The organism is Streptomyces sp. NPDC058653, assembly GCF_042716895.1.
GTDB lineage: Bacteria > Actinomycetota > Actinomycetes > Streptomycetales > Streptomycetaceae > Streptomyces.
Genome location: NZ_JBHXRM010000001.1, coordinates 23,753 through 50,071, shown reverse-complemented (window position 1 = coordinate 50,071; position 26,319 = coordinate 23,753). Strand labels below are relative to the sequence as shown.

General features: G+C 72.5%; 20 protein-coding genes. 12 read left to right on the top strand and 8 right to left on the bottom strand.

Annotated features, from left to right (window positions below; translation table 11 throughout):
• Positions 1-110: 110 nt before the first annotated feature.
• From ACFWU9_RS00205 to ACFWU9_RS00195, 3 genes are read left to right on the top strand one after another with little or no spacing between them, the layout of a single operon-like run.
• A complete protein-coding gene (locus tag ACFWU9_RS00205) occupies positions 111-1,676 on the top strand; it encodes a hypothetical protein (RefSeq protein ID WP_384313300.1) in 1,566 nt (521 codons plus the stop codon).
• On the top strand, positions 1,673-2,197 hold the full coding sequence (locus ACFWU9_RS00200) for a hypothetical protein (protein WP_384313298.1): 525 nt from the start codon (positions 1,673-1,675) through the stop codon (positions 2,195-2,197). The genes ACFWU9_RS00205 and ACFWU9_RS00200 overlap by 4 nt, the downstream gene beginning before the upstream one ends.
• 43 nt (positions 2,198-2,240) lie before the next feature.
• A complete protein-coding gene (locus tag ACFWU9_RS00195) occupies positions 2,241-4,439 on the top strand; it encodes a hypothetical protein (protein ID WP_384313296.1) in 2,199 nt (732 codons plus the stop codon).
• A 467-nt stretch (positions 4,440-4,906) separates the two neighbouring features.
• Here the strand turns inward: ACFWU9_RS00195 and ACFWU9_RS00190 are convergent, their stop codons facing one another.
• The 8 genes from ACFWU9_RS00190 to ACFWU9_RS00155 form a co-directional block, all read right to left on the bottom strand.
• On the bottom strand, positions 4,907-6,244 hold the full coding sequence (locus ACFWU9_RS00190; RefSeq protein ID WP_384313294.1) for a protein kinase: 1,338 nt from the start codon (positions 6,242-6,244) through the stop codon (positions 4,907-4,909).
• 153 nt (positions 6,245-6,397) lie between these two features.
• Positions 6,398-7,312 (bottom strand): protein phosphatase 2C domain-containing protein, encoded by a 915-nt coding sequence (locus ACFWU9_RS00185; protein WP_384313292.1) that lies wholly within the window; start codon positions 7,310-7,312, stop codon positions 6,398-6,400.
• Positions 7,309-7,965 carry a tellurium resistance protein gene (locus ACFWU9_RS00180; protein WP_384313781.1) on the bottom strand — a complete coding sequence of 219 codons (657 nt, stop codon included), beginning with the start codon at positions 7,963-7,965 and terminating at the stop codon, positions 7,309-7,311. The genes ACFWU9_RS00185 and ACFWU9_RS00180 overlap by 4 nt, the downstream gene beginning before the upstream one ends.
• Positions 7,966-8,163: 198 nt before the next feature.
• Entirely contained in the window at positions 8,164-10,941 is a 2,778-nt protein-coding gene (locus ACFWU9_RS00175; RefSeq protein WP_384313290.1) for a GTPase-associated protein 1-related protein, read from the bottom strand.
• A 92-nt stretch (positions 10,942-11,033) separates the two neighbouring features.
• Entirely contained in the window at positions 11,034-11,999 is a 966-nt protein-coding gene (locus tag ACFWU9_RS00170) for a carbohydrate ABC transporter permease (protein WP_384313288.1), read from the bottom strand.
• Positions 11,996-13,171 carry a carbohydrate ABC transporter permease gene (locus ACFWU9_RS00165; protein ID WP_384313286.1) on the bottom strand — a complete coding sequence of 392 codons (1,176 nt, stop codon included), beginning with the start codon at positions 13,169-13,171 and terminating at the stop codon, positions 11,996-11,998. Before ACFWU9_RS00165 ends, ACFWU9_RS00170 begins: the two co-directional genes overlap by 4 nt.
• A 75-nt stretch (positions 13,172-13,246) precedes the next feature.
• Positions 13,247-14,488, bottom strand: coding sequence for an extracellular solute-binding protein (locus ACFWU9_RS00160; protein ID WP_384313284.1), 1,242 nt, complete (start codon positions 14,486-14,488; stop codon positions 13,247-13,249).
• Positions 14,489-14,645: 157 nt separating this feature from the next.
• Positions 14,646-15,713, bottom strand: coding sequence for a LacI family DNA-binding transcriptional regulator (locus ACFWU9_RS00155; protein WP_384313282.1), 1,068 nt, complete (start codon positions 15,711-15,713; stop codon positions 14,646-14,648).
• A gap of 122 nt (positions 15,714-15,835) precedes the next feature.
• Here ACFWU9_RS00155 and ACFWU9_RS00150 point away from each other — a divergent pair, with 122 nt between their 5' ends.
• The 9 genes from ACFWU9_RS00150 (at position 15,836) to ACFWU9_RS00110 (ending at position 26,313) form a co-directional block, all read left to right on the top strand.
• Positions 15,836-17,950, top strand: coding sequence for a glycogen debranching N-terminal domain-containing protein (locus tag ACFWU9_RS00150; RefSeq protein WP_384313280.1), 2,115 nt, complete (start codon positions 15,836-15,838; stop codon positions 17,948-17,950).
• Between the two features lie 22 nt (positions 17,951-17,972).
• Entirely contained in the window at positions 17,973-18,953 is a 981-nt protein-coding gene (locus ACFWU9_RS00145) for an acetylxylan esterase (RefSeq protein ID WP_384313278.1), read from the top strand.
• 159 nt (positions 18,954-19,112) lie between these two features.
• Positions 19,113-20,390 (top strand): DUF1266 domain-containing protein, encoded by a 1,278-nt coding sequence (locus ACFWU9_RS00140; protein WP_384313276.1) that lies wholly within the window; start codon positions 19,113-19,115, stop codon positions 20,388-20,390.
• A 192-nt stretch (positions 20,391-20,582) separates the two neighbouring features.
• The gene (locus ACFWU9_RS00135; protein ID WP_384313274.1) at positions 20,583-21,179 is read left to right on the top strand and encodes a helix-turn-helix domain-containing protein; all 597 of its coding nucleotides are present in this window, start codon (positions 20,583-20,585) and stop codon (positions 21,177-21,179) included.
• Positions 21,180-21,283: 104 nt separating this feature from the next.
• Entirely contained in the window at positions 21,284-22,522 is a 1,239-nt protein-coding gene (locus ACFWU9_RS00130; RefSeq protein WP_384313272.1) for an NAD(P)/FAD-dependent oxidoreductase, read from the top strand.
• Complete coding sequence (locus ACFWU9_RS00125) at positions 22,519-22,851, top strand: (2Fe-2S)-binding protein (protein WP_384313270.1); 333 nt, start codon at positions 22,519-22,521, stop codon at positions 22,849-22,851. The genes ACFWU9_RS00130 and ACFWU9_RS00125 overlap by 4 nt, the downstream gene beginning before the upstream one ends.
• Entirely contained in the window at positions 22,848-24,344 is a 1,497-nt protein-coding gene (locus tag ACFWU9_RS00120) for an FAD-dependent oxidoreductase (protein WP_384313268.1), read from the top strand. The genes ACFWU9_RS00125 and ACFWU9_RS00120 overlap by 4 nt, the downstream gene beginning before the upstream one ends.
• Positions 24,341-25,312, top strand: a complete 972-nt coding sequence (locus ACFWU9_RS00115) for a dihydrodipicolinate synthase family protein (protein ID WP_384313266.1) — start codon at positions 24,341-24,343, stop codon at positions 25,310-25,312. The genes ACFWU9_RS00120 and ACFWU9_RS00115 overlap by 4 nt, the downstream gene beginning before the upstream one ends.
• Positions 25,312-26,313: a proline racemase family protein gene (locus ACFWU9_RS00110; RefSeq protein ID WP_384313264.1), complete on the top strand. Its 1,002-nt coding sequence runs from the start codon at positions 25,312-25,314 to the stop codon at positions 26,311-26,313. Before ACFWU9_RS00115 ends, ACFWU9_RS00110 begins: the two co-directional genes overlap by 1 nt.
• The last annotated feature ends 6 nt before the right edge of the window (positions 26,314-26,319 follow it).

Below are 26,319 nucleotides of genomic sequence, written 5' to 3'. Positions count from 1 at the left end.
ACCACCGCGTCGGGGGCGTCCCCCCATGAGGTGTCGCGGCGAGGCGGGCGACCGGGCGCCGCACAACGGTGCACGCACACGGGGAACACCCGATTCAGGGGGAAACAGGGTTGGCACAGGTATCACCCAACACTGCGCGGGCGGACACAGAACAGAGGAAACTCGCGGCGGAGCTGAGGACTCTCGCCGCCGAGTCCGCCTTCGAACTGCGCAGTGCTGAACTCAACGACCTCGCAGACGACCTGGAACAGAACAACCGCCTCGACCGCTGGGCCGATGTGGACCTGGTGGCGGCCTACGTACGCCCGGAAAGCCTGGCCCAACGGCCACCGGCCGTGCGGGCACCGCTCCACACACAGCTCAGGAGAGCGCTGGCGGCCAAGGCGGGCGCCAAGGGCCTGCTGCGCACGGTGCGCGACGACATCCGCCAACGCTCCGTCCGCGAGGGCTCCTTGGAGGCCGTGCTGGGTGTTCTGGTGTTCGTCCCGCTGCTCATCACCTGGTTCGGACTGCGCGAAGCGGTGCGCGCGTACGGCGAGTTGAGCCAGGAAAACCCCAAGGAGGCGACGCGTCCGTTCCTCCAGCTGTGGCAGACGGGCTTCGGGGGGCATCTCGCCTCGTCGGGCCGGTTCGAGAACGTGGCGCTGATGGCGGTCGTGCTGATCAGCCTGCTCGTGGTGCTCTCGGTGTGGCACGCCCGTGCCCGCTCGCGCGCCGACCGCGCGGAGGCGAAGGTCAACGGGCACCAGGAGTATCTGCTCGGCAGGCTGGCCTCGCTGCTCACCCGGGTCCAGCTGGCGCTCGTACCTCATCGCGCGGCGTCCCCCCAGCAGTTCACGGCCGGTCTGAGCAAGGCCGCCACGCGCATGGAGTCGCTGGCGTCCCGCGCCGACCGCAGCCACAACTCGCTGGTCACCTCGGCGAAGGCGCTGGAGGACGCGACGACCTCGCTGGAGAACGCCGCACTCGCGCTCACCGGCGAGCTCCCGAAGCTCGGCACGGCCGCGGACCGGATCGAGGCCGCCGTACGGGGCGGTCAGGCGGCGACCATGCAGGCGGGGGCCGAGAACCAGGCCGCGGCCGGCCGGATCGCCGATCGCGTCAAGGCGGCGGGCGACACGGTGGAGTCGTCGCTGAAGGCACTCGCCGCCGCGCAGCAGACGCTGGCGGCGAAGTCGGAGACGGTGGCGCAGGCCACGGAGCGCGCGTCGAAGGCCCTGGTGGACAGCGCGGGACGTACGAACGACGCGGTCGACGGGATGCGGGAGGCCACCGAGCGCTGGGACGCGGCGGCGGCGCACTGGCAGGACGCGGCGGCCAGGCTGGACACCGGACTGCGCGGGCTGTCGCTGCCGGGCGCCGGGGCAGGGGCCGGGCCGGGGGTCCTGCCCGACCCGGGCCCCGGCCCGGCGCCGCACCCGGCGCCCGATCCGTCCGGCGGGCAGACGCTCCCGGGCGGGCGCGCGTACGGGGCGGGCTTCGAGTACGACACGCCCACGGAGCAGCTGCTGCTGACCGGTGCGAACGGCGGGCCGAGCAGCGCGGCGAACTCCGGGGCGAACGGCAACCCCAACGGCGGGTCGGCGGCCCTTCCCGACACGCCGGCCACCCCCGGCGTCCCCCATCAGGGCCCGGCGCGTCCGCCGCACGAGCCGCGGGACGAGGTGGGCCCGTGAGCCGTCCCGTACGCCGGGTGGGCCAACTGGCCGGCGGTGTACGGCGCCGCGGGCGGCTCGGCGTCGTCATGCTGGCCGGCTGGCTCTTCGCGGACCTGGTGCTGGTGCTCGCCCTGGTGTCGATGGCGGACCGGCCCGATCCGCTGGCCGCCCGCGCCACGGGGCGGCCGACACCGTCGCCCTCCCGCTCCGCCTCGCCCTCGCCGACCCCGTCCCCCGTCGGGCCGAGGTCGGTGGAGCTCAAGCCGCAGCAGATCCGGGTGAAGGGCAACGACTCCGAGGACATCGTCGCCCAGATCAACAAGGGCACGAAGAAGTGGCCGGGGCGCACCGCCGCGCTGGTCCTGACCTTCGGCGGCAGCCAGGGCGGCACGGAGTACGCGCACCGCGTCAACTCGCTGCTCAGCAAGGCGCGTCCGGAGATGTTCTCCAAGAAGACGGCGACGGACGACTTCCACGCCCTCGGCGAACCCGCCGACACGGCGACCATACGGATCTACTTCTACACCAGGCCCCGCTGAACCGGGCGGCCGGAGAGCCGCGACGAACGAGAGGACCCACGGCGTGGAGCGGTGGCGGCCCGGCGCACGGGCGGAAGGCACGGACGGCGGCACGGACGGGCGGCGGCTGCCGCTGCCCGTACTGCCGCAGTTCCCCGGAATGCGGGGCTTCGCCGACCTCGACTCGGTGATCCGCCGGCTGGGGTTCCGGCACGCCGCCGATCTGCTGCGGGGCCCGGCCGTCGAAGCCGGGGCGAGCCCCTTCGCGACGCTGCCGAAGGCCACCACGGACGACGGCTTCCGCATCCTCGACGGTCTCTGGTTTCCTGCCAGGGGACGTGCGTGGACGCGGGTGGACCTGCGCCACATCCAGGAAACGGCGGAGCGCTGGCGCACCTCCACCGATCCGCGCGCCGGCACGGCGGCGGCCCTGATGGACACCATGGAGACCGTCGTCCGCGACGATCCGATGGGGCCGCGCCGCATCGTGCTCTGGCAGGTGTGCCGTGAGCTGAAGGACCGGGCGGGAGGGCCGACCGCCGAGGCGGCGGAGGCACTCGGCGTGCACAGCACGGACGCGGCGGCGTTGGCGTCCGCCGTCGCGGCGGGCTTCCCGGGCAAGGGACCGGTCCGTAACGCGGCCGAGTCGATCAACGAGGTGTGGCCCGGTGACCGGCTGCGGGAGGCCCAGCGGATCGCCGATCTCCTGCCGGCGCACCCCAGCGACCATGTGCTCGCGAACTTCCGGGCCCGGTTGGACGAGCGCGCGGCGGCCGTGGACCGGCTGGCCGCCGAGGCGCGGCGGCTCGGGCTGCTCGGTGAGCTGCGCGCGGCGGCGGTGTCCTGGCTCGCGGCGGTACGGCGGGCGGCCGACGACGAGCGGATGATGGCGGGCCTGCTCGGCGCCGCCACGCGGCTCGCGGACGAGGCTCACTCCCCCGACGCGCGGGAGCCCGCCGATTCGACCCTGCGGGTGAGCGTCGAGCGGGGGGCCGTCACGCTCAGTTGGACGGCCGCGCGGCTGCCGCGTGACACGGCCAGGCTCGCGGGCCCGGTCTCGTACCGGGTGGTGCGCTTCCTGGAGGGCGCGCCGGAGCAGGCCGTCGAGGTGCCGTACGCGGACTCCTCGCTCTCGGTGCTGGACCCGGACGCCCCGATAGGCAGGCGGGTGCGGTACGCCGTACTGCCTTTGCGCGGGGGCCGGTTGGCGGGGATGCCGCGGGTCACCGGCGCCGTGCTGCTGGTGCCGGACGTGGAGGAGGTCCGCGCGGTGCCCGTGCCCGACGGCGTACGGCTGGAGTGGCGCGCGCACCCGGCGGCCACGGGGTTCAGGGCGGTGCGCTCGATGGCGCGCCCGGCCGGGCGGGCGGGGCCCTCCGGGGAGCCGACGGACGGTGTGCCGGTCGACGGGCTGGTCGTGCCGGCGGGGCGCAAGGGGTTCGTGGACCGGCCGCTGCGGCCCGGGACATATCTGTACGAGATCTCCTGCGGCTATCCGACGGATCCCGATCTGCCGGGCCCCGAGGGGGAGTTGGCGTGGTCGCCGGGCCTGCGGGTCGCGGCGACGGCCGTGGACTGGCCGTCGCCGGTGGACGACATCACCGTACGTCGGCACGACGACGGCACCGTGACCATCGACTGGCGTCCGCCCGCGCGGGGCAACGGCCGGCTGGTGGAGTGGCCGGGCCTGCCCATCGCGTCCGGTGACGATGTGTCAGGCACTCCGGCCGCGCGGTCGGCGCCGGGTGAGAGCCCGGTGAGCGTGGTGCCCGAGGTGCGGTCCCGGGTCCGTATGACGCCGGTCAGCGTGCTGGGCGACAGGGCGGTGGCCGGATCGAGCGTGCTGGTCGAACGGCCGGGCGCGGTGGAGGACTTGACGGCTCGCAGGAACACTCCGGACACGGCGGAGCTACGGTTCCGCTGGCCGGAGCCCGCGGTCCTGGTGCTGGTGGTGTGGGAGCAGGAGGGACTGCGGCAGGAGATGCGGGTGGCGCGCAGCCGCTATCTGGCCGAGCGGCGCGTCGAGATCCCCCTGACGGCCCGCCCGTGCCGCGTCGAGGTGAGCGCGGTGCCCCGCCCGGACGCCGTGACGATCCCGGCGGTCCCCGCGACGACATCGCTACCGAACCTGCCCGCGCTGCCGCCTCTGCCGCCCAGGAACAACCGGGGCCTGGCGCTGCTGTCGTTCCCGTGGACGCCGTGGAGCAGCGGGGGCGCGCCCCGCGACCGCCCGTGGTGGCGCCGCTGGCTGCCCGGGGGCTAGGGGGTGTCTTGCCGATCAGGCCGGATGAGGGAGCGGGGTCTGGTGCGTGCGGTCGCAAGGCGGAGGAGGGAGGCATGGCGGGGCCATGCCGACCGACGACAACGCAGTGGGCACCACCCGTGCCCCCCGGGGCTACGGGGGAGAGCGTGCGTGCCAGGGACCGCGAGCCCGGCAAGATCGGCAAGACACCCCTAGGTCCTGTCCGGCGGCTCTTCGCGGATCGGCCCGGAGCGCCCGGTGCAGGGCGCCCGGTGCGGTGCGTCGTTAAGCGGAGGATCGGGACCGTACTGATCTGGCCCCTGGGGAGCGGATCGGGGGCCCGCTCACCGGGCACCATCCGCGGATGATCGCCCGGATCGCGGGATCGCCGGTGGCCGTCACCGCCGGCGCGGAGGGCGGCATCCGGCTGGGGGAGCCGGCGTCCGGCCCTGAGCGCCCTGCCGAGAGCGCGGACGCCCGTCACCCTGTCAGGCGTGCACCTCCGCCTCCGTGCCGCCGCCGAACTCCAGGAGCAGTCCGGGGCGCAGTGCCACCGTGCGGCCGGGACCGACCTCCTGGACCGTGCCGTCGTCGCGGCGGACCGTCCACTGGAGCGTCGAACGGTTGGTGAGGCCGAACCGCCCCCGCTGCTGGGGGTGTTCGGTCATCTCCCCCACCACGGCGGTGAAGTCGTGCCGCTCCGGGTCGTCCACCAGATGGTGCGCGTACACCCGCGCCTGCCTGTCGAGGCGGATGCCGCGGCGGGTGCGCAGCGTGCCGCGGCCGGTGACGACTTCCAGCTTCGGCGGCAGCAGGACCGCGTTGCCGCACTTCCAGCAGTCGGGCGCCGGGCCGTCGGGCTGGGTCAGGTTCTGCCGGCCGCAGGACGCGCAGACCGTGATCGCGTCGAGCACCCGGCTCAGCGCGTCCCGCCACTGCGACTCCCGCACCCGCATGGACGGTGTGTTGAGCCCCTGGGTGAAGGTCTTCACGAACAGGTCGCGCAGGATCTTCGGCAGCGCGCCCCAGGTGGCGATGACGGTCGGGTGCTCGCCCGGCACGGGCCCGTTGCTGCGGTCGTGGGGGTCGTAGATGAACAGCGGATGGGTGCCGTACATCTTGCGCTTGGCCGCCTCGTCCATACAGCGGATCTTCAACGCCTGTGCCCCGTCGAGCGGGTGATGGTTCATCAGGAGCAGGAAGAGCAGCACGGCGAGCGAGTGCAGGTCGGACTGGATGCCGGGCATCGCGCCCTTGTCGCCGCGCACCAGCTCGGGGGCCATGAAGTCCATCGTCCCGGCGACGGCGGCGGCTTCGCCGTCCACCACGGCGTTGTCGTTGTCGCACACCAGCACGTCGCCGGTGGTGGGGTCGAAGAAGATGTTGCCCCAGTTGATGTCCCGGTAGGCGATGCCCTTGGAGTGCAGGGTGAAGTAGGCCTCGACGGTGTGCAGCGCGGCGGCGACGAGCGTACGCAGGGTGGTCGCCGCCACCGACGGGTCCCGGCGGAAGAGCGCGGGCAGGTCGTGGAAGCGCTGGGGCCGTACGTCCATCAGATAGCCGAAGCCCGGGTACGAGGCCGAGGGGTCCATCACGACCGTCTGCGGCCACAGGAACCGGTCGTCGCCCCAGCCGTGGTGGATGAGGCCTTCGAGGATCTGCCGCTGCCTCGCGTCGGCCAGTTGCGGGTAGTACCACTTCACGGCCCGGTCGCCGTGCGGAGTCCGCACCCGGTAGACCTCGCCCTGGCCGCCGGAGCCGAAGAGCTCGGCGACCGTGACCTGCTCCCCGGATTCGGTGACCAGGGTCTGTCCGGCTGCGAGCATGCCGTTCGCCATGCTGTACCTCTCTGCTTCAGTGCGTGTCCGCGTCAGCGTGTCCGCGTGGTCGGTGCGTGTCTGCGTCGGTCCGTGTCGGCGTGGGCGCCTGGCGGCGTGGGCGTGTGACCGTGTCGGCGGGTGTGGGTCGGCGATTGTGGGTCAGTACGAGTCGTCGTTGTCGGGTCCGGGACGCGCGGTGCCGCGACCGGCCGCCGGGAAGGCGCCCGCCAGCGTCGCGTCGTCCCCTGAGTACTTCGCCGCGTGGCCCAGCCAGTCCGGGAGCTGGGCCTGCACGGCCGCCACCCCGTGCGACGCGGCGCGTGAGCGCACCCCGCTGGCGAAGGCCAGGAACCCCTCGTGGTCCGCGAAGCTCTTGGAGAGTCCGTCGGTGGAGATCAGCACGCCCGGCGGTGGGCCGCCCCCGGTCAGCGGCTGCCAGTGCAGCCGCGCCTTGCGCCAGGCTTCCGGCTCGCAGAGCGATTCCGTCTCGTCGCCCATGTCGGGGCCGGTGTAGAAGGGCATGTGTGTCGTGCCGTCCTCGTCGACGATCACGATGTCGCCGTCCCCCAACTGCCAGCAGACCAGGAGCCGTTCGGTGAGGACCGCGCCTATGAGTGTGCTGCCGTAGACGGCGAGGTCGGCCGCCGGCGCGGCTCCCGCCGTCCCGTCCGTCGCGGTGCCCGGCACGGCGCCGGACGCGGTGTTCCCGCCGTGCGCCGGGGAGTTGGCCTCGTGCGTCAGGACGCGACGGCGCCAGGCGTGCACGACCTGTTGCGGGAGGGTACGGGCCTCCGCGAGCAGCCGGGGCAGGTTCGCGGCGTCGTCCCCGCGCCTCACGACCTCCCTCGCGTACACCAACGCGCTGTCGGTGAACGTCTCCACGGCCCAGCGCGCGCCCATCTCACTGCGGAAGTGCGCGCGCGACCCGTGGCCGTCGGCGACGGCCAGCACGACCGCGCGGCCGTCGTCCGTGACAAGAGCCCGGCCCCGGTCCTGGCTGAACTTCTTGGCGACCCCTTTGACTCCCCCGTCGAGGAGCTCCCACCCGGTGGTGGGTGTCCCGGTGGCGCTCACCAGATGTCGGTCTCGTCCTTGGTCAGCGGCACGACGGGCGAGACGTTCAGGGGTGCGGCGTCCTCGATCTTCGGCGCCGACGCCTCCTTCACCACCGCGGTGGACATCCAGCGGATCGCGGCGGCCAACTGGCGCGGGTTCTTGGCGAGCAGCGGTTCGAGTTCGGGGTTGCCCAGGAACTCCTTGAGCATGCTCTTGTCCGCGTCGTCGCCGATCGCGACCGCCACGCGCACGGCGCGCTTGCCCCAGGGCGTGTCGTCGATGGCGCGCAGTCCGGAGCGCCAGTCGTCGGTCGGCTGGCCGTCGGAGACGAGGGCCAGGACGGGCGGCAGGGCACGCTGCGGCATCGGCGGGGTCTGGAGGGCGGCGGCGGCCATCCGGAAGGCGGCGCCCATGTCCGTGGCGCCGTAGGTGTGCACGTCGTCCCAGGTGAACCGGTCCACCGGGGTGGGCTCCTCGATGTGCCAACTCGCCCCGCTTGCGAAGGAGATGGCGCGGACGAGCAGCGAGGCGGCCGGGTTGGACAGGGCGGCCTGCTGCATCTCCGGAATGGCTTCACGGATGGCGAAGTTCAACTCGCCGATCTTGCCGTTCACTCCCATGGAGCCCGAGCAGTCGAGCATCCAGATGAAGTGTGCCGGGCGGCTGGCCATGCTGCCGCCGGGCACGTCGAGAATGATGGTCACGCTGGTCCTCTCCCCCGAGGCGTCCCGTTCGCGCACGCCTGGTTCTGCTGTGTGGTGCGTTGAGTGGTGTGGTGCGGTGTTGTGGTGTCGCGGAAAGCCTAGGCCGAAAGCCTAGTTGAGGGTGCGTCGGCCGGTGTGTTGAGCAGGGAATCGCGCGCCGTTCGATCACGGTGGTGGGTGCGACGGCGAGTACCCGGGCGGGTACTTCGGTGGGAGCGGTGGCAAGCCGCCCGACTGCGGTGGCGGTGGCTGTCCCGGGACATGCGGAGTGGGCGGCGGACCGGGCTGCCCGGGGCGATGCCCCTGCCCGTACCCCTGTTCCTGCCCCGGCCGCCGGCCCGGTGCGTACGAGGCGGGGGCGCCCGGGATCTGTGTGTCCCCGCTGCCGCCGCCGACAACACGGTTGGACCAACTCAGCCAGCTCTGGAGCCAGTTCTTCGACCGTGTCACCAGTCGGGTGGCGACCGCGCTGCGCTGTTCGTCCGTCATCCGGCGCAGCACCACGGCGACCGTCTGCCGGAGCAGTTCGTCGACTGTGGCGTGCCACTCGCGGGAGGACCTGGTCAGGTCCTTGCGCCAGACGAAGAAGAGATCGGCGATGATCTCCGGCTGTGCGGCCATGCTTCTGATCTTGGCGTCGTCGGCGAACTGGGCCTGAACGGCGGCACGGTAGTGCTGCTGCAACACCGTCTCCCCGGTGGCGAGGTACGACAGCGCGCCCGACTGGTAGAGCTCCTGCGGCGGGAGTCCGGCGAACCCGCGCGCCAGCAGGTACTGCACGCCCTCCCACACCGACGGGTCCACGGGCGCCCCGTCCCGCCGCAGTTCCCCCACCCTGTCCACGACGTCCCTGGCCGAGCCGCTCGACCGCGCGAAGTCATCGGCGAGGACGAGCAGTTGGGCGGTGGCGAGCTCCCGGGGGCCCGGCTCCCCCCGGCGGTGGACCGCGTGGGCGAAGTCGACCAGCGCGCGGTCGAACCGGCCGGGCGAGGTGAACCAGGTCAGGAACCGGGCGCCGAGATTGGCGGCGAAGATCGCGTCCGCGCCGCAGATGCGGAAGATACGGGGGAAGTCGGGCCGCTCCGGCTGGCCGGCGCCCCACACCAGCCCCCACAGGGTCTCCAGTGTCAGCGGGTCGGTCGCGGCCGACACGGCCGCTCCGGGCGCCGGTTCGGCGAGTTTCGCGAAGAGTTCGAAGCCGCGCAGATGGTGCGGTGACCCGCCCCACCTCACGGCCAGCTCGACCAGGCGCACGGAGGGTGGGGCGATGTCGAGATGGGATCGCACCCATTCGCCGTGCGGCGACATCAGCAGCTCCCGCAGGAGATGGCTCCGCCGGCCCGCGGTCTCGACGGTGATCTTGGCGAGGACGCTCCGGTTCAGCCCCTGGTGGCCCACGCTCTTCAGTACGGCGACGGCCTCGGCGCACTGCGGGACTTGGGGCTGGAGCAGAACGCGGACGAGCTTGCGCACCGCGTCCTCGACACCGGGTCCCTGGGGGCCGTGCAGGACGAGCGCGAGATGCAGTGGCCCGGCCCACTCCGGGACGGGGCGGCGCAATGTGCGCCCGAGCGCCTTGTCGAAGCGGGGTCCGAACTCCGAGCGCAGCAACCGCTGGGCGGCCTCGCCGAGGGGCAGGCCGACGAGCGGGTCGTGCCGCGGTCCGGTGTCCTGGTCCAGCGCGGAGGCGAGCCGGCGCCGGGCGAGGACGAGCGCCAGCGGGTCGGTGACGCTCTCGGGGCAGTGTTTGCCCAGCTCCTGGCAGACCCGCGTCAACTCCTCGATGCCCGCGGCGTCCTGGGCCGGGTCCTGCGCCGCCGCGACGAACGAGGCGACGACGGTGTGCGGCGCGCTGCCCTCCGGCCCGGTGGGTCCGTCCCCCAACACCCCTCCCGTCCGCAGGAGTTGGGGCACGAGCGCCGCGAGGTCGAACGGGTCGGCGGCCACCGCCGTACCGGACGGGGAGGAGCCGGGCGGCGCGGCGTCGGCCGCCGGTGGGCCGGGCGCCCCGGGTACGGGGGGCGGGCCGGCGGCCGGGAGCGGCGGAGCGTCCCCGGCCGTCGAGAAGCCGGCCGCGCCCGGTGTCCCCGGCGTGCCCGCCAGCCACATCTCGGCCTTCATCTTGGCCCAGACGTCGGAGACGTAGGGGCTGCCCGGTCCGCCGAGGCCGTCGTGGACCCGGTAGAGATGGTCGAGGAGCAGTGGGTCGTGCCGGTCGAAGGCGGAGTCGGGGCCGATCCCGATGATCTGCTGCGGCGCGTTGTGCGGTTCGTCGGCGTCGGTGACGAACGTGAGCGCCCGGGCGCTCTCCTCGGGGAGCGAGGCACAGGCGAGGGCGATCCAGCGGACGACCGTCTCCGGGTCCTCCTCGGCGATGACGATCTGCCTCCCCGCGGGGTCCGCGAAGAGGCGTCGTACGTCGGCGAGGAACGGCGCCACACGCGGGGCCCGCTCCTTGGCGAAGCGCACGAGCAGCTCGTGGCTGAAGTGACCGCCGGGGACGGGCAGCAGATCGGCGGGCTCCTCGTCCGGCGCCGGGGTGTCCCAGGACGGGGAGCGCCAGGTGTCGATGGGCCATACCCGGTCGAACCCGGCGGCGCCCGCCGGGAGGTGCAGGACGTCGATGAACTGCCGCTGTCCGTCCGGGTGCGCGCCGTCGGGGCGGCTGTTGCTGAGGAGGCTGCCGCCCGCCGGGAGCCGGCTGCAACTGAGGACGCCGTGGCGTGTACGGCCGTGGGTGAGGGTGATGATCTGCTCCACCTGCGCGCGCAGATCACCGGAGACCCCGGCCTCGCCCTCCGGGGCCGGTCGGAGCCGTCGCAGGAGGATGCCGCCGGTGTCCGGGACGAGGTCCGGGTCCGGCTCCGCGGAAGGGTCCGCGGGCGGGTCCGGGGTCGGCGGCGGGTCCGGGTCGAGCAGGTAGCTGAGACGGCGGATGACCATGCCATATTCTGACCAGCCCGCTCACCCGGCCGCAGGCGGTCCGCGAAGTTTGTCCAAGCCGATACCCTTCTCGGCCGCCGTGCGTACCCTGTCTACTCCTTGACGGCCCCGGAGTTCGCGCTCCGTACGAAGTGGCGCTGGAAGGCGAAGAAGAGCAGCGCCACGGGGATCGTCGCGAGCAGGGCGGCCGTCAGTTTGAGCGGATACTGCGTCCCGCTGCTGAGGCTGCCGGAGACGAAGGATGCGAGGCCGGTCGTCAGCGTCTGGTACTGCGGCGACTGTGTGGCGACCAGGAAGTGCGTGAACTCGTTCCAGGACCCCTGGAACGACAGGATCGTCAGGGTGATCAGGGCGGGCCTGGCCATCGGCAGCACCACCGACCAGAAGGTGCGGAAGACACCGGCGCCGTCGATCCGCGCCGCCTCCTCCACCTCCTTGGGGACGGAGAGGAAGAACTGCCGCATGATGAACACTCCGGCCGCGTCCACCAGCAGGGGGATGATCATGGCGGCGTACGTGTCGAAGATGCCCAGCTGGTTGAGGACGAGGAACTTCGGGATCAGCAGCACCACACCGGGGACCGACATCACCGTCAGCAGCCCGTTGAAGAGCAGGTTGCGCCCGCGGAAGTCGAGGCGGGCCAGCGCGTAACCGGCCAGCGAGTCGAAGAAGACGCGGCCCGCGGTGATGAAGAGGGTGACGAGGACCGAGTTGCCCAGCCAGGTGCTGAACGGCACCGCGTCCCCGGCGTTCCCGAGCCCGAACAGCCGCCGGTAGGACTCCAGCGAGAACGGGTCCGGCAGCAGGGACAGCGGGTTGGCGGCCGCGTCAGGGTCGGTCTTGAACGAGGTCGCGATCTGGATGGCGAACGGCAGCAGATACAGCAGCCCGATGCCGGTGAGCAGCAGATAGAGCGCGACGAGCAGGATCCGCCGGCCGGTGCTCCGCGGCGCGCGGGGCCCGGCGGGAGAGCTCTGGGTGGTCCGGGGCGCCCAGGTCCCGGGTTTCGTGCGTGTCGCCCGGCGTATCGGGGCCGGCATGGTCGGCGGCGTACTCATGAAGCCCTCCGGCGTACGGCCCCGAGGCGCCTGCCCGCCCGGACCGGCTTGTCACGGTCGCGCAGCAGCACACGCTGGAACAGGGTCATCACCATGATGATCGCCAGCAGGATGAAGGCGATGGCCGCGGCGCGGCCGTATTCGGAGTCCTGGAATCCCGCGGTGTAGGAGAGGAACGCGGGGGTGAGGGTGGTGTTGCCGGGGGCGCCCTGGCTCATCACGTACACCGCGTCGAAGATCTGCCAGCTGCCGATCAGTCCGAGTGTGACCACCAGGAAGATCACCGGGCGGAGCGCGGGGATGGTGACGTTGCGGAACGACTGCCAGCGGTTGGCGCCGTCCAGCAGGGCGGCCTCCTCCAGTTCGGCGGGCACGTCCTGCAGAGCGGCGAGGAAGATCAGCATGTAGGTGCCGGACGAGGTCCAGACGATCAGCGTGATGACGGTGCACATCGCGATGGACGGGCCGGAGAGCCAGTCCCACCAGGAGAGTCCGAGGAAGCCGTTGGACGCGAGCGCCGCCGTCGGCCTGTCGGGGTCCACGATGCCGAGGCCGCCGAGGACCGTCCACACGAGGCCGTTGGCGTCGGTGAACCACTTCGGTCCGGTGATGCCGACCCACTTCAGCAGCGCGTTGATGGCGCCGCTGCCCTGGAACAGGAAGAGGAAGACGGTGGAGATGGCGATGGAGCTGGTCACCGAGGGGAAGTAGAAGATCGTCCGGAAGAGGCCCTTGCCCTTGATCCGGCGGCTGTTGACGGCCACGGCGAGCGCGAGGGCGAGGATCGTCTGGAGCGGTACGGCCAGCAGGACGAAGTAGAGGTTGTTGCGCACCGAGGTCATGAACAGTGTGCGGTCGAGGCCGTCGGTGGTCAGGACGTTGGAGTAGTTGTCGACGCCGATGAAGTCGGCGGCGCCGGTGAAGGGGTTGGACTGCCCGTCCCAGTTCAGCAGGCTGACCCACAGGGCCATCCCGATGGGCAGCAGCAGGAAGAGGCCGAGGACCAGCACCATCGGGCTGACGAAGAGCCAGCCCCACAGTCCCTGCCGGCCCTTGATGCCGGACGCGGATTCGCGGGGCGGGCGCCCGGCCCGGGCCCGGCCGCCCGTGCCGCCCCCGGCCGGGGAGGGCGGCGCGGCGGCAGAACCGCTGCCGCTGCCGTACTGACTCATGCGCTTTCTCTCTCCTCCTGCACCCGCCGGGGTCCGTGGGCCCCGGCGGGTGTCGTACACGGTGGGACCGGCCCGTCAGCCGTTGCTCTTCAGGACCTGTTCACCGTTGGTCTGCAGGTCGCCGAGGATCTTCTTGGGGTCCGCCTTCGCCAGCCCGGCGAGGTCGGTGTCGAACTGGTCGAGCACCTTGGTGAAGCCGGGCAGCGTGACCGGGCCCTGGGCGTAGGCGGAACCGTCCACGAACGCCTTGTCCTGCGGGTGCTGCTTCTCGTACGTCGCGAGCGCGCTGGTGCGCGAGGGCATCACGCCGTACGCGTCGGCGAACTCCACCTGCTGCTCGGCGGTGGTGAAGGCCTCGACGAGCGAGACGGCCGCGTCGCGGTGGGCGCTCTTGTTGGCGATGCCCCAGCAGGTGCTGAAGGAGAGCGTGCCCTGGTCGGCCGGGCCCTTGGGCAGCGGTACGACCGTGTAGTCGACGTCGGGGTAGTCGTTGGTCATGGCGCCGGTCAGCCAGTTGCCCTCGATGGTCATCGCGGCCTTCTGGGCGCCGAACGCCTCGCCGCCCCAGCCCGCGTCGACCTGCTTGGGGTAGGTGAGCACACCGTCGTTGAGGAGCTTCTTCACATACGTCAGCGCCTCGACGTTCTCGGGGCTGTCGGCCGTGATCTCGGTCTGGTCGGCGTTGGTGATCCAGCCGCCGGCCTGCTTGAGGAAGGGGCCGAGCTGGTTGTACGAGCTGTTGACCACGAGGCCGCTGACCTTGTCGGTGGTCAGCTTGTCCGCGACCTTCGTCAGATCGTCCCAGGTCTTGGGGTAGTCGGCCTCGGTGAGCCCAGCGGCCTTCCACATCGTGGTGTTGATCGCCAGGCCGAGGGTGGAGCTGTCCTTGGGCGCGCAGACGAACTTGTCCTCGTAGCTGAAGGAGTTGCGCAGCGCGGTGGAGAAGTCGTCCTTGTCCACGAGCTTGTCGCCGTACGCGTAGAGGGAGTTGCCCTTGGCGTAGTTGGCGAAGACCGACGAGCCGACGTAGAAGACGTCCGGCGGCTTGCCCCCGGCCAGGGCCTGGCCGAGCTGCTGGTCCAGGTTCTGGGCGGGTACGACGGTGACGGTGTTGCCGGTCTTCTTGGCCCAGGCGGCGGCCGCGGCCTTGACGGCGTTCGTCTCGGCGTCGCCGGACGAGCCGATCATCACGGTCAGCTTCTGCTTCTCGGAGCTGTCCTGTTCGGCGCCGCTGTCGCTGCCGAAGTCGGACGAACATCCGGCTATGAGGAGCGCGCCGCACACTGCGGCGGCGGTGGCGGCTCTGTTCTTTTTCATCTGCTTCTCTTTCCAGCTGTCGCTGTCGTGGGCGTGCTGTCGGGGTCTTGGGGGACGGGGGCGGGCGTTGGGGGTGGATCGTTGGGCGGCGGATCGGTACGGGGGAGCGGATCGGTACGGGGGCGGGGAGGGGTCCGGGTGGGGAGTCCCGGCGGGGTCAGGGGCGGTGCTCGGCCGACGAGCTCTCCCTGACGATCAGTTCGGGTGCCAGCAGCACACGCCCGGGGTCGGCGGCCGGGTCCTTGATGCGGGCCATCAGAATCCGGGTGCAGGCCCGGCCGACCTCGTCCAGCGGCTGGCGGACGCTGCTGAGGCTGGGTGAGAGCAGCCCGGCGGCGGGCGAGTCGTCGAAGCCGACGACCGCCACGTCACGCCCCGGGCTGAGTCCGGCGTCCCGCAGCGCGCGGTAGCAGCCGAGCGCCAGGGTGTCGCTGGCCGCGACCACGGCGGTGGCGCGGCCCACGACGCGGGCGACCGCCTCGCGGGCGGCGTCCACGTCGTCCAGGGACGACACCCGCAGGTCGCGAACGGGCAGGTCGTGCTGGCGCATCGCCTCACGCCAGCCGCCGGCCCGGTCGTCACCGACGCCCGAACCGCGCGGCCAGCCCAGGAAGGCGATCTTCCGGTGTCCCGCGGCCACCAGGTGGTCGACGGCGGCGGCGGTGCCGTGGGCACCGTCCACGTCCACCCAGTCGCCGGTGTCCCGCGCCGACCAGCGGCCGAACGCGATGAACGGGACGCCGTTCTTGTGCAGCCAGCCCGGCCGCTTGTCGCCCCGGTAGGTGTTGCTGAGGACGAACCCGTCGACCGAGTGCTCGCGGAGCAGTTCGTCGTACCGCTCCGCCTCGTCGGCGGTGCCGAGGGGCGCGGCGAAGAGCAGTATGCGGTAGCCGGCCCGGTCCGCCGAGTCCGACAGGGCGTGCAGGAAGTGGTCGGTGACGGGCGTCGACAGACCGGGCGGCGTGGGCTGGACGCCGTACCCGATCAGTCTGCTGGAGCGCGTACGGAGCGAACGCGCGGCCTGGTGGGGCCGGTAGTCCAGCTCGTCCAGCGCCTCGCGGACCCGCTTCAGGGTGCCTGGCGCGAGGAGTTCGGGCGAGTTCAGCGCGTTGGAGACCGTCTGGGTGGACACTCCGGCCCTCTGGGCCACGAGAGCCAGGGTGACCGGCCCTCCCTTGCGCCCGCCTGCCGACGTCGTACGTGCCACCAACGGCCTCCGTTCCATGGCGGCGACCGTTCGAAATGCGGCGCCGCATCTGCAATGGATCGATAAAACTCTTTCCCACACCAGCTTGGCAAGGGTTAAGGTGATTTTAGATCGATCCAAATCACGAGAGGCGCCACACAGTGAACACGGTCGTCCAGGGAAACCCCGCCGGTCACCAGCCCCTTGGGAATGTCGTCACCGAGGGCCTCCAGCCCTTCCTGCACGACGTCTGCACCACGCTCTACGCGCCCAGCCTGGTGCTCTCCCGGCCGACCGGTGACATCACCGGCGGGGTGGACGGGTTCTTCCACGGCGACCGCCGGCTGCTCTCCAGACTCTCGGTCCGGGTCGAGGGGGTGCCGGTCCTTCCCGTCAGCAACACCCTCACCTCCGCGGACAGGACGTCCTTCCGCTCCGTGGTGCGCGGCGTCGGCGAGCACACCGCCGACCCGGCCGTCACCCTGCACCGCGTGCGCTCGCTCGAACCGGGCGTGCTGCGCGAGGAGTTGGAGATCGTGAACGCGGGCGTACAGGAGATACGGCTGGAGGTCGTCGTGAGCGCGGCCGGCGACCTGGCGAGCATGAACGGCGTCAAGTCGGGCCGCCGGTCGGATCCGGTCCCCGCCGAGGCGGAGGACGGCGCGCTGGTCTGGCGCGGGGACGGCGTCCGTGTGCGGCTGCACGCGTCGTCGGGCTCGCCCCGGACCGACGCGGGCGCGGGTGAGCTGCGGTTCGAAGTGGCGCTGGCGGCACGTGAGTCGTGGCGTACGGATCTCGAGTGCACCGTCACCGACACCGAGCCCCTCCGGTTCCCGGCCGTCGCGCGCGACGCCGTGCCGTGGTCGGGGACCGGGCTGCGCAGCGCCGATCACCGCCTGGACCAGTTCTTCGCCCGGTCGGTCGGCGACCTGGAGCGGCTGCTGCTCTCCGACCCGGAGCATCCGGAGGATCAGTTCCTGGCCGCGGGGTCACCCTGGTTCCTGACCCTGTTCGGCCGTGACTCGCTGTGGGCGGCGCGCATGCTGCTGCCGCTCGGCAGCGACCTGGCGGCGGGCACCCTCCGCACTCTTGCCCGCCGCCAGGGCACCACCACCGACAGCCGCACCGACGAGCAGCCCGGCAAGATCCTGCACGAGGTGCGCCGTGAGGGGCAGAAGCTCAACGAGGGCGCGTCACTGCCGCCGGTCTACTACGGCACGGTCGACGCCACCCCGCTCTGGGTGATCCTGCTGCACGACGCCTGGCGGTGGGGCCTGGACCCCGAGCAGGTGCGCGATCTGCTGCCGCACGCCGAGGCCGCCCTGGAGTGGCTGGCGACGTACGGCGACGCGGACGGGGACGGCCTGCTCGAATACATCGACGTCTCCGGTCTCGGGCTCGCGAACCAGGGCTGGAAGGACTCCGGGGACGCCATCCGCTGGCGCGACGGCCGGCTCGCCGAGGCCCCGATCGCGCTGTGCGAGGTCCAGGCGTACGGCTACGAGGCGGCGATGGGCGGCGCGGCGCTGCTGCGCGCGTTCGGCCGGCCCGGCGCGGAGCGCTGGGAGGCGTGGGCGGACCGGCTCAAGCGCCGCTTCCGGGAGAGCTTCTGGATCGAGGACGAGTCGGGCCGCTACCCGGCCGTGGCACTGGACGCCGCCAAGCGCCCGGTGGACTCGGTCACTTCGGGCTTCGGGCATCTGCTGGGCACCGGTCTCCTGGACGAGGAGGAGAGCGCGCTGCTGGCGGCCCGGCTGGCCGGGCCCGAGCTGAACTCCGGTTTCGGACTGCGCACATTGAGCACGGAATCAACCGGTTTCAACCCGTTCGGCTATCACATCGGGTCGATCTGGCCGCATGACACGGCCATCGCCGTGCACGGCCTGGTCCGGGCGGGCTTCCCGGCGGAGGCCGCCTCGCTCGCCGGCGGACTGGTCGCCGCGTCCGCGGCGTTCGACGGCCGGCTGCCCGAGCTGTTCGCCGGTCACGGCTCGGCGGTCGACAGTGTGCCCGCCCCGTATCCGGCGTCGTGCCGCCCGCAGTCCTGGTCGGCGGCGTCCGCCGTCGCGCTGCTCCAGGCCGCGCTGGGTCTGGAGGTCGATGTGCCGGGAGGCACGCTGCGTATCTCGCCGAAGGCAGCCGAGGGCTTCGGTCCGCTGCGTCTGACCGGACTGCGGGTGGCGGGCGCGCCTCTGGCCGTATCGCTCGACGCGGCGGGTCAGGTCCGGGTGGAAGCCCCGGACTCCCTCACGGTGTACGGCGCCGAGCGCGCCTGATCGACGACAAGGGAGCGCCGCCATGCCGCTGATGGATCTGCCCCTGGAGGAGCTGCGCGAGTACCTCCCCGACCGGGAGGAGCCGCCGGACTTCGACACGTTCTGGGCCGAGACCCTCCGTGAGGCGCGGAGCCATGACCGCGCGCCCGTCTTCACCCCGTACGACGCCTGTCTGACCGAGGTGGACGTGTACGACGTGAGCTTCCCCGGCTTCGGCGGAGATCCGGTGGCCGGCTGGCTGCTGGTGCCGGCCTCGGCCACCGGGCCGCTGCCGTGCGTGGTGGGCTTCCTCGGTTACGGCGGCGGGCGCGGCTTCCCCCACGAGTGGCTGACCTGGCCGTCCGCCGGTTACGCGCATCTGCTGATGGACACCCGGGGGCAGGGCGGTTCGCTCCAGCCGGGGGCGACGGGCGATCCGCACGGCAGCGGCGGCGCGTCCTCGCCGGGCATGGTCACCCGGGGCATCGAGAATCCGGCGGACTACTACTACCGCCGGGTGTTCACCGACGCGGTGCGGGCCGTGGACGCGGCCCGCGCGCATCCGTCGGTCGACCCGGCGCGGATCGTGATCGCGGGCGGCAGCCAGGGCGGCGGGATCGCGCTGGCCGCGTCGGCGCTGACCGACGGGGTGGGCGCCGCCCTGGTCAACCAGCCCTCGCTCTGCCACTTCCGGCGCGCGCTCCAGGTGGTGGAGGGCAACGCGTACCGGGAGATCTGGACGTATCTGCGCACCCACCGGGACTCGGCCGAGCGGGTCTTCCGGACACTGTCCTACTTCGACGGGGTCAACTTCGCGGCGCGGGCGAGCGCCCCGGCGCTCTTCTCGGCGGCCCTGATGGATGACATCTGCCCGCCGTCGACGGTGTTCGCGGCGTACAACCACTGGTCGGGACCGAAGGACATCCGCGTCTGGCCGTGGAACCGCCACGAGGGCGGCGGCTACTTCCAGGACCTGGAGCAACTGCGCTTCCTGCGCGGGCTGCCGGAGCTCGCCGGGAGCTGAGGGACGGGGGTGGCGCCCGGCCGGGTCCGGGTGGTCATCTCCCTTTCATCCAGGCGCCGTTGACTTCCCGGCCGGCGCGCGGGAGCCCGTCCCGTCAGCGGTAACGTGGCTTTGATCTTGCGCCCTGGACGAGGGTGCGACCGGCACGGGGAGAGATGGATGCGGACGGCGGCCGAGGACGAAGACGGAGACGGAGACAAGGCCGAGGTCCACGACGAGTTCTTTCCCTTCGTCCCCGCCCCGGACGACGGCGGCCGATGGCCGGCACCCGCCGATCTGGAGCAGCATCTCTACAAGCTGGCCAGGGCCGAGAACGTGTACGCCTATCTGCGGGCGCTCGCGATCGAGGGCGTGTACTACCCGGTCGCCGTCGAGGAGGCGGTCGCGGCGGGCGGGAGCGCGTACCCGATGCTGACCATGGAGATCCCCGACGGCCGCACGGTGGCGGGGGTCTACACGGCGGGTCTGCTGCCCCGCCCGCACCCGGATCTCGTCTACGAGTACACGACGCTTGGCGCGCTCGCGGGGATACTCCCCACCGATGTGGACGTCCTCGCGGTCAATGTGGCCACGCCCTGTCAGCAGTACTTCCCCACCGACGACGAGGAGCGGGAGGTCTGGCTGGACCTGCACCACGAGCTGTTCTCCTCCGAGGAGTTGATGGACCGCGTGGTGACCCGGCGCTCCGGCGTCCTCCCGTCGGGGCCGCTGCTGCACGGTCTGGCCTGCGGCGCGCACCTCTGCTTCACCAACGGGGACGCGTGGAACACCGCGTACTGGCACGGTATGGGCTTCCGGGGCGAGCGGGAGCGGGTGGCCGAGTCGTGGGGTGTCCATGACCGGGAGGACTGGCTCGCCATCGAGGAGCGGCTCCTCGGCCGTGAAGTCAGCCCCTGGTACTGGGACTTCGTACTCGGGGCGCGTACCGCGCTGATCGCCGCGCCGGGCGGACGCGTCGATGCCGAGGAGTGGCGCGCGTGCGTGGGGGACACGCTGCGCGACCAGCCCGTACGGGCCGGAACGCCAGGGGACGGGGCCGAGTTCGAGACGTTCGTGGCGCACCTCCGCTCGCTGGTCGGCAAGGTGCTGCGCTACGAGTCCCGCTTCCGCGCCGACGGTCTTCTGCCACCGGACGGTGTGGTCCGCTCGGTCGCCGCGTGGGACATCGGCCGCGCCTCGAAGATGGCCCGCTGGGGCCTGGGCGCGCGCTACGCCACCGAGTCGGAGACACTCACGGCGCTGACACGCGCGTCGGGGGAGGCGCGGGCGGTGTACGACTCGTGGGAGGAGTTCTCCGCGGGCTATGTGCTGGGCCGGTGTCTCCACTTCGACGAGGAGGAGTTCGGCCCCTGGTACACCACCGTGCTCGATGCCCACCGGGCCCTGGCGACAACGCCGGACAGCCCGTGGCGAACGGTCCCGTTCGGTACGGGCTGAGGAGGGGGCCCGGTCAGGCAGAGCGGTGACCGGATCTCCCCGTCGCCACCGCCCGGGGACGGGTTCGCGGATGTCGATACGATGCCCGTCCCCGGCGGTCGCGTATGGCGCTCCGTTCGTGATACCGAACAGGGCATAGCCGTACACCGCCTACTGAAGCGAACAGACCTGACGGTCGAAGGAGATCCCCCGATGTCCCCCAACAGTCCGGTCCGCAGCGCTCTGGCCGCCAATCTCCGCCGGGAGAGGGGCCGTCGGGGTCTGTCACTCTCCGAGCTGTCCCGGCTGTCCAAGATCGGCAAGGCGACCCTGTCGCAGCTGGAGTCGGCCACCGGCAATCCGACCATCGAGACGGTGTTCAGCCTCTCGCGCGCCCTGGAGGTGCCCATCTCGGACCTGCTGGACACCGGTCACGCGGAGGCGGTGACCGTGGTGCGGGCGGCCGATGTGGACGTGCTGAGCGGGGAGGGCGTGGATCTGCGTCCGCTGCGGCGGATCGAGGCGGGCGGAGTCATCGTGGAGGTCTACGACCAGCAGGTACGGGCCGATTCGCAGCAGCCGTCGCTCGGACACGCGGGCACCGAGCACACCGTGGTGCAGAGCGGCACGCTGAGCGTGGAGGTGGACGGCCACCGGGTGGAGCTGGGGCCCGGCGACTACGTGTCGTTCGACGCCTCGCTGCCGCACCGCTACGCGGCAAACGACGGGCCGGTGCGTTCGGTGCTGCTGCTGCACTACCGGTCGGGCGGGGGCGCCGCCAGGCAGGAGGGGCCGAGCACGCCCCACTGAGGGCGGCGCGCGACGCGTGACCGTTCGGTCCGCGGGGCCCGTTGACACCTCCGGTACCTCGCCATAGCCTCAGCTTCGTTCGCTATGAAGAACGCGGAGGTCTGGTGGACCGAACACGAGTCGTCATCATCGGCGCCGGAATCATCGGTGCCGCGTGCGCCCGCGAGCTCGCGGTCGCCGGTTTCGACGTCCTCGTACTGGACCGTGCGGGAGCCGCCGCCGCGACCACCTCGCACGGCGAGGGAAACATCCTGGTCTCCGACAAGGGCCCGGGGCCGGAGCTGGAACTCGCCCAGCTGTCGCGGCGGTTGTGGCCCGAGGTGCTGGCCGCCGTCGGTGAGCGGACCTCCCCGGAGACGGTGGACCCGGTGGAGTGGGACCCCAAGGGCGGCATCGTGGTGGCCACCACCGAGGAGGGCGCCGACGGGCTGCTGCCGTTCGCGGCGTCCCAGCGCGCCGCCGGGGTCCGGGCCGAGACCATGGACTCCGACGCGCTGACGGAGGCCGAGCCGTTCCTCACCGAACGGCGCACCGCCGCCGTGTACTACCCCGAGGACGCGCAGGTCCAGCCGGCCGGAGCGGCCGTCACCCTGCTCGCCGACGCGCTGCGGGCCGGGGCCCGGCTGCGTACCGGCCGCGAGGTGCTCGGCGCAGTGACTCGCGGCGGCCGGCTCACGGCGGTCCTCACGGTGGACGGGCAGGTGGAGGCGGATGTCTTCGTCAACGCCGCGGGCCCCTGGTCGGGCGAGGTCGCCCGGCGGCTCGGTGTGCCCCTGGACATCCGCCCCCGGCGCGGTGAGGTCCTGGTGACCACTCCCCTGCCGCCGACCGTCTTCCACAAGGTGTACGACGCCGACTACGTGGGCGCGGTGGGCAGTGGCGCGGGCGATCTCCGGACGTCGGCCGTCGTGGAGTCCACCCGGGCGGGCACCGTCCTGCTCGGATCGTCCAGACGGCGCGTCGGCTTCGACGACCGGACGCGCCCGGAGGTGCTGTCCGCGATCGCGGCCAAGGCGCTCAAGCTCTTCCCGTCGCTGGCGGGCGTGCACGTGATGCGGGCGTACGGGGGCTTCCGCTCGTACGTCCCCGATCATCTCCCGGTCATCGGCGCCGATCCACGACTGCCCGGTCTCTGGCACGCGACGGGCCACGAAGGGGCGGGAATCGGGCTGTCGGTCGGAACCGCCCGGCTCGTACGCGAACTGCTCGGCGGCGTTCCGACAGCGATCGACACGAGTCCCTTCCGCGTCGACCGGCCGGCGGTGCTCGGCGAGACGCCGGCCGAGCCCGACGGACCGGACGCACCGCCCGAGAATCCGACCACCACCGAGGAGGGGGCATGAGCCCACGTCTCGTACCCGCCGGGTCCGACCCGGCCGGCCGCCGGGACCGGCCGCTCACCATCACGGTGGACGGTGAACCGCTCACCGGCATCGCGGGCCAGACCCTGGCCGGGGTGCTCCTCGCCGCCGGCCGCGATGCCTGGCGCCTGGCGCCCTCGGGAGCGCCGCGCGGTGTGTTCTGCGGTATTGGTGTCTGCTTCGACTGTCTGGTGACGGTGAACGACGAGCGCGACGTACGGGCGTGCCGCCGCCGCGCCCGGGACGGTGACGTGGTGACCACCCAGTCGCGGGTCCCGGGCGACAACCGCGAAGGGTGGCGGGCCCGGTGAGCGCCCGTCATGTCGTGGTGGTGGGAGCCGGGCCCGCTGGGCTCGCCGCCGCCGACACGGCCCTGGCCGCGGGCGCCCAGGTGACGTTGATCGACTCTGCCGAGCGGCCCGGCGGCCAGTACCACCGGATGCTCCCCGAGGCGTACGAGGCGGCCGACCCCGGCGCTCTCCAGCACGGCTACCGCTCCTTCGACCGGCGCGTGCGCCGGGTGCTGGAGCATCCGCGCTGCGACTGGTGGGCGGAGAGTTCCGTATGGGCGCTGGAGCGGCGTGACCCCGCGTCGGACGGTCCGCCGCTGGTGCACGTCCTGCGCGGTACGCCCCGGCGCCGCCATGTGCTGGAGCCGGACGCCCTGGTGCTCGCCGTGGGCGCCCACGACCGGGTGCTGCCCTTCCCGGGCTGGGACCTGCCGGGTGTGTACACGGCGGGCGCGGCCCAGGCGCTGGTCAAGGGAGAGCGTGTGGTCGTCGGTGACCGGGTGGTGGTCGCCGGCACGGGGCCGTTCCTGCTGCCGGTGGCGACGTCCCTGCTGGAGGCCGGGTCCCGGGTCCTCGCCGTTCTCGAGGCGGGTGGTCCCGCGTCCGTGGCGCGCGGCTGGCTGCGCCGCCCGTGGGAGCTCGGTTCGCAGCTCGGCAAGTCCGGTGAACTCCTCTCGTACACAGGGGCGTTGGCGCGTCACCGGGTGCCTTACCGGATGGGCAGGGCGGTCGTGGAGGCCCGGGGCGACGGCCGCGTGGAGGAGATCGTCAGTGCCCGGGTCCGGGCGGACTGGTCGGTGGTACCCGGCAGTGAACGTGTCATCGCCGTCGACGCGTTGTGCGTCGGCCACGGGTTCACCCCGCAGCTGGAGCTGCCGGTCGCGGCCGGGTGCGAGCTGCGCCGCGCGCCGGGCGGGGCCGCCGGATCGTCCACGGCCGGATCCACCTCCGCGTCCTCCGCCGGCCCCTTCGTGGCCGTGGACGACGAGCAGCGTACGAGCCGGCCCGGCGTGTACGCGGCCGGGGAGATCACCGGCATCGCGGGGGCTCCCGCCGCGCGCGCCGAAGGCGCCGTCGCCGGCTGGATCGCGGCGGGCGGCGACCCCGGCTCGCGGGCCCTGGCCACCTCCCGCCGCAGCCGCGACCAGGGCAGGGCGTTCGCCGCCCGGCTGGCGCTCGCGCACCCCGTCGGCCGTGCCTGGCCCGGCTGGCTGCGTCCCGACACCGTGGTCTGCCGCTGCGAGGAGACGACGTACGAGGCGGTGTGCCGGTCGGCCGCCGATCCCACCGGTACCGAGCCCCGGGTGGCGAAGTTGGCGACGCGGGCCGGGCTGGGACCGTGCCAGGCCCGTGTCTGCGGCCCGACCGTCGCCGAACTGCGCGGCACCACCGACACGGGCACCGGCCCGTACCACCGGCCCGTCGCCGAACCGATCAGGCTCGGCGAACTGGCCCGACCGCCCGAGACACCTTCCTCATTCCCCAACTCCCCCGTGGAGGAGAGCACTTCATGAGCACCGTCGAGAGCCCCAACCCGCTGACCGGGGTCGTCGTCGCGACCGCGCTGCCGTACCGGCAGGACCCCTCGGCCCCGGCCGGACTGGCCGTCGACCACGACACGTACGCCGACCACTGCCGCTGGCTCGTCGACAACGGCTGCGACGGGGTCGGCCCCAACGGATCCCTCGGCGAGTACTCGTCCCTGACCGACGAGGAACGCCGCGCCGTCGCCCGTACGGCCATCGAGGCGGTACGCGGACGCGGCAAGGTCGTCGTCGGCGTGCACGGGCCGGGTTCGCACCAGGCGGTGCGGTGGGCGGAGGCCGCCGCCGAGGACGGCGCCGACGGTGTGCTCTGTCTGCCGCCGACGATGTACCGGGCCAACGCGGGTGAGGTCGTGGCGCACTTCGAGGCCGTGGCCGCCGTCGGCCTGCCGGTCATGGTCTACAACAACCCCGTCGACACGAAGGTCGACCTGACACCCGGCCTCCTCGCGGAGATCGCCCAGATCGACAACGTGCTCGCCGTCAAGGAGTTCTCCGGCGATGTGCGGCGCGTGCTGGAGATCAAGGAGAGGGCGCCCGGTCTCGATGTGATCAGCGGCGCGGACGACGTGGCGCTGGAGAGCATGCTGATGGGGGCCACCGGCTGGTTCGCGGGCTTCCCCAACGTCTTCCCGGCGGAGTCGGCGCGCCTGTTCCGACTCGCCACGGAGGGACGGCTGGAGGAGGCACGCGCCCTGTACCGGCCGCTGGTCGCGGCGTTCCGGTGGGACTCGCGTACCGAGTTCGTCCAGGCGATCAAGCTCGGTATGGAGATGGTCGGCCGTTACGGCGGCCCGTGCCGCCCGCCGCGCGGCCCGCTGATCCCCGCGCACCGGGAGCTGATCACCGCCGAGATGCGTCAGGCGATCGACTTCCTGGCCGCGGAGGCCGCAGGGGCTCCGGGCACCGCCACGGACGGCGAGCGGCAGGCGGTCTGATGCGCAGCGTACGGACGATCAGCGCGGTCGACTCCCATACGGAGGGCATGCCGACGCGCGTGGTCACCGGCGGCGTGGCACCGGTCCCGGGCGACACGATGGCCGAGCGCCGGACCTACGCGATCGAGCGTCTGGACCCGCTGCGGCGCTTCCTGGTCGACGAGCCTCGCGGGCATCCCGCGATGAGCGGCGCGATCCTGCAACCGCCGACCCGTCGGGACGCGGACTGGGGCGTCCTGTACATCGAGGTCAGCGGCTTCCTGCCGATGTGCGGGCACGGGACGATCGGGGTGGCGACCGTCCTGGTGGAGACCGGGATGGTGACGGTCACCGAGCCCGAGACGGTCGTACGTCTCGACACCCCGGCCGGGCTGGTGGAGGCCCGCGTGGCGGTACGCGACGGTGTGGCCGAGAAGGTCACGCTGCGCAACGTGGACGCGTTCGCGCTGGAGCTCGACGCGAAGGTGACCGTGCCGGGTCTGGGCGAGGTCCGGTACGACATGGCGTACGGCGGCAACTTCTACGCCGTGGTGGACCTGGCGTCCCTCGGGCTGCCCTTCGACCGGGCGCGCAAGGACGACATCCTGGCGGCGGGCCTGGCGATCTCGGACGCCGTCAACGCGCACCATCCGCCGGTGCACCCGGCGGACCCGACGATCCGCGGCTGCAAGCACGTGCAGTTCCTGGCGCCCGGCTCGGACGCCCGGCACTCCCGCAACGCCATGGCCATCCAGCCCGGCTGGTTCGACCGCTCACCGTGCGGCACCGGTACGTGCGCGCGGATGGCACAGCTCCACGCCCGGGGCGAGCTGGCGCTGGACACGGAGTTCGTCAACGAGTCCTTCATCGGCACCCGGTTCACCGGGCGGCTGCTGGGGACGAGCGAGGTCGCGGGCCTGCCGGCGGTGGTGCCGGAGTTCTCGGGTCGCGCGTGGATCACCGGAACGGCCAACTACCTGCTGGATCCCGCGGATCCGTTCCCGAACGGCTTCGTTCTCTGAGAAGGG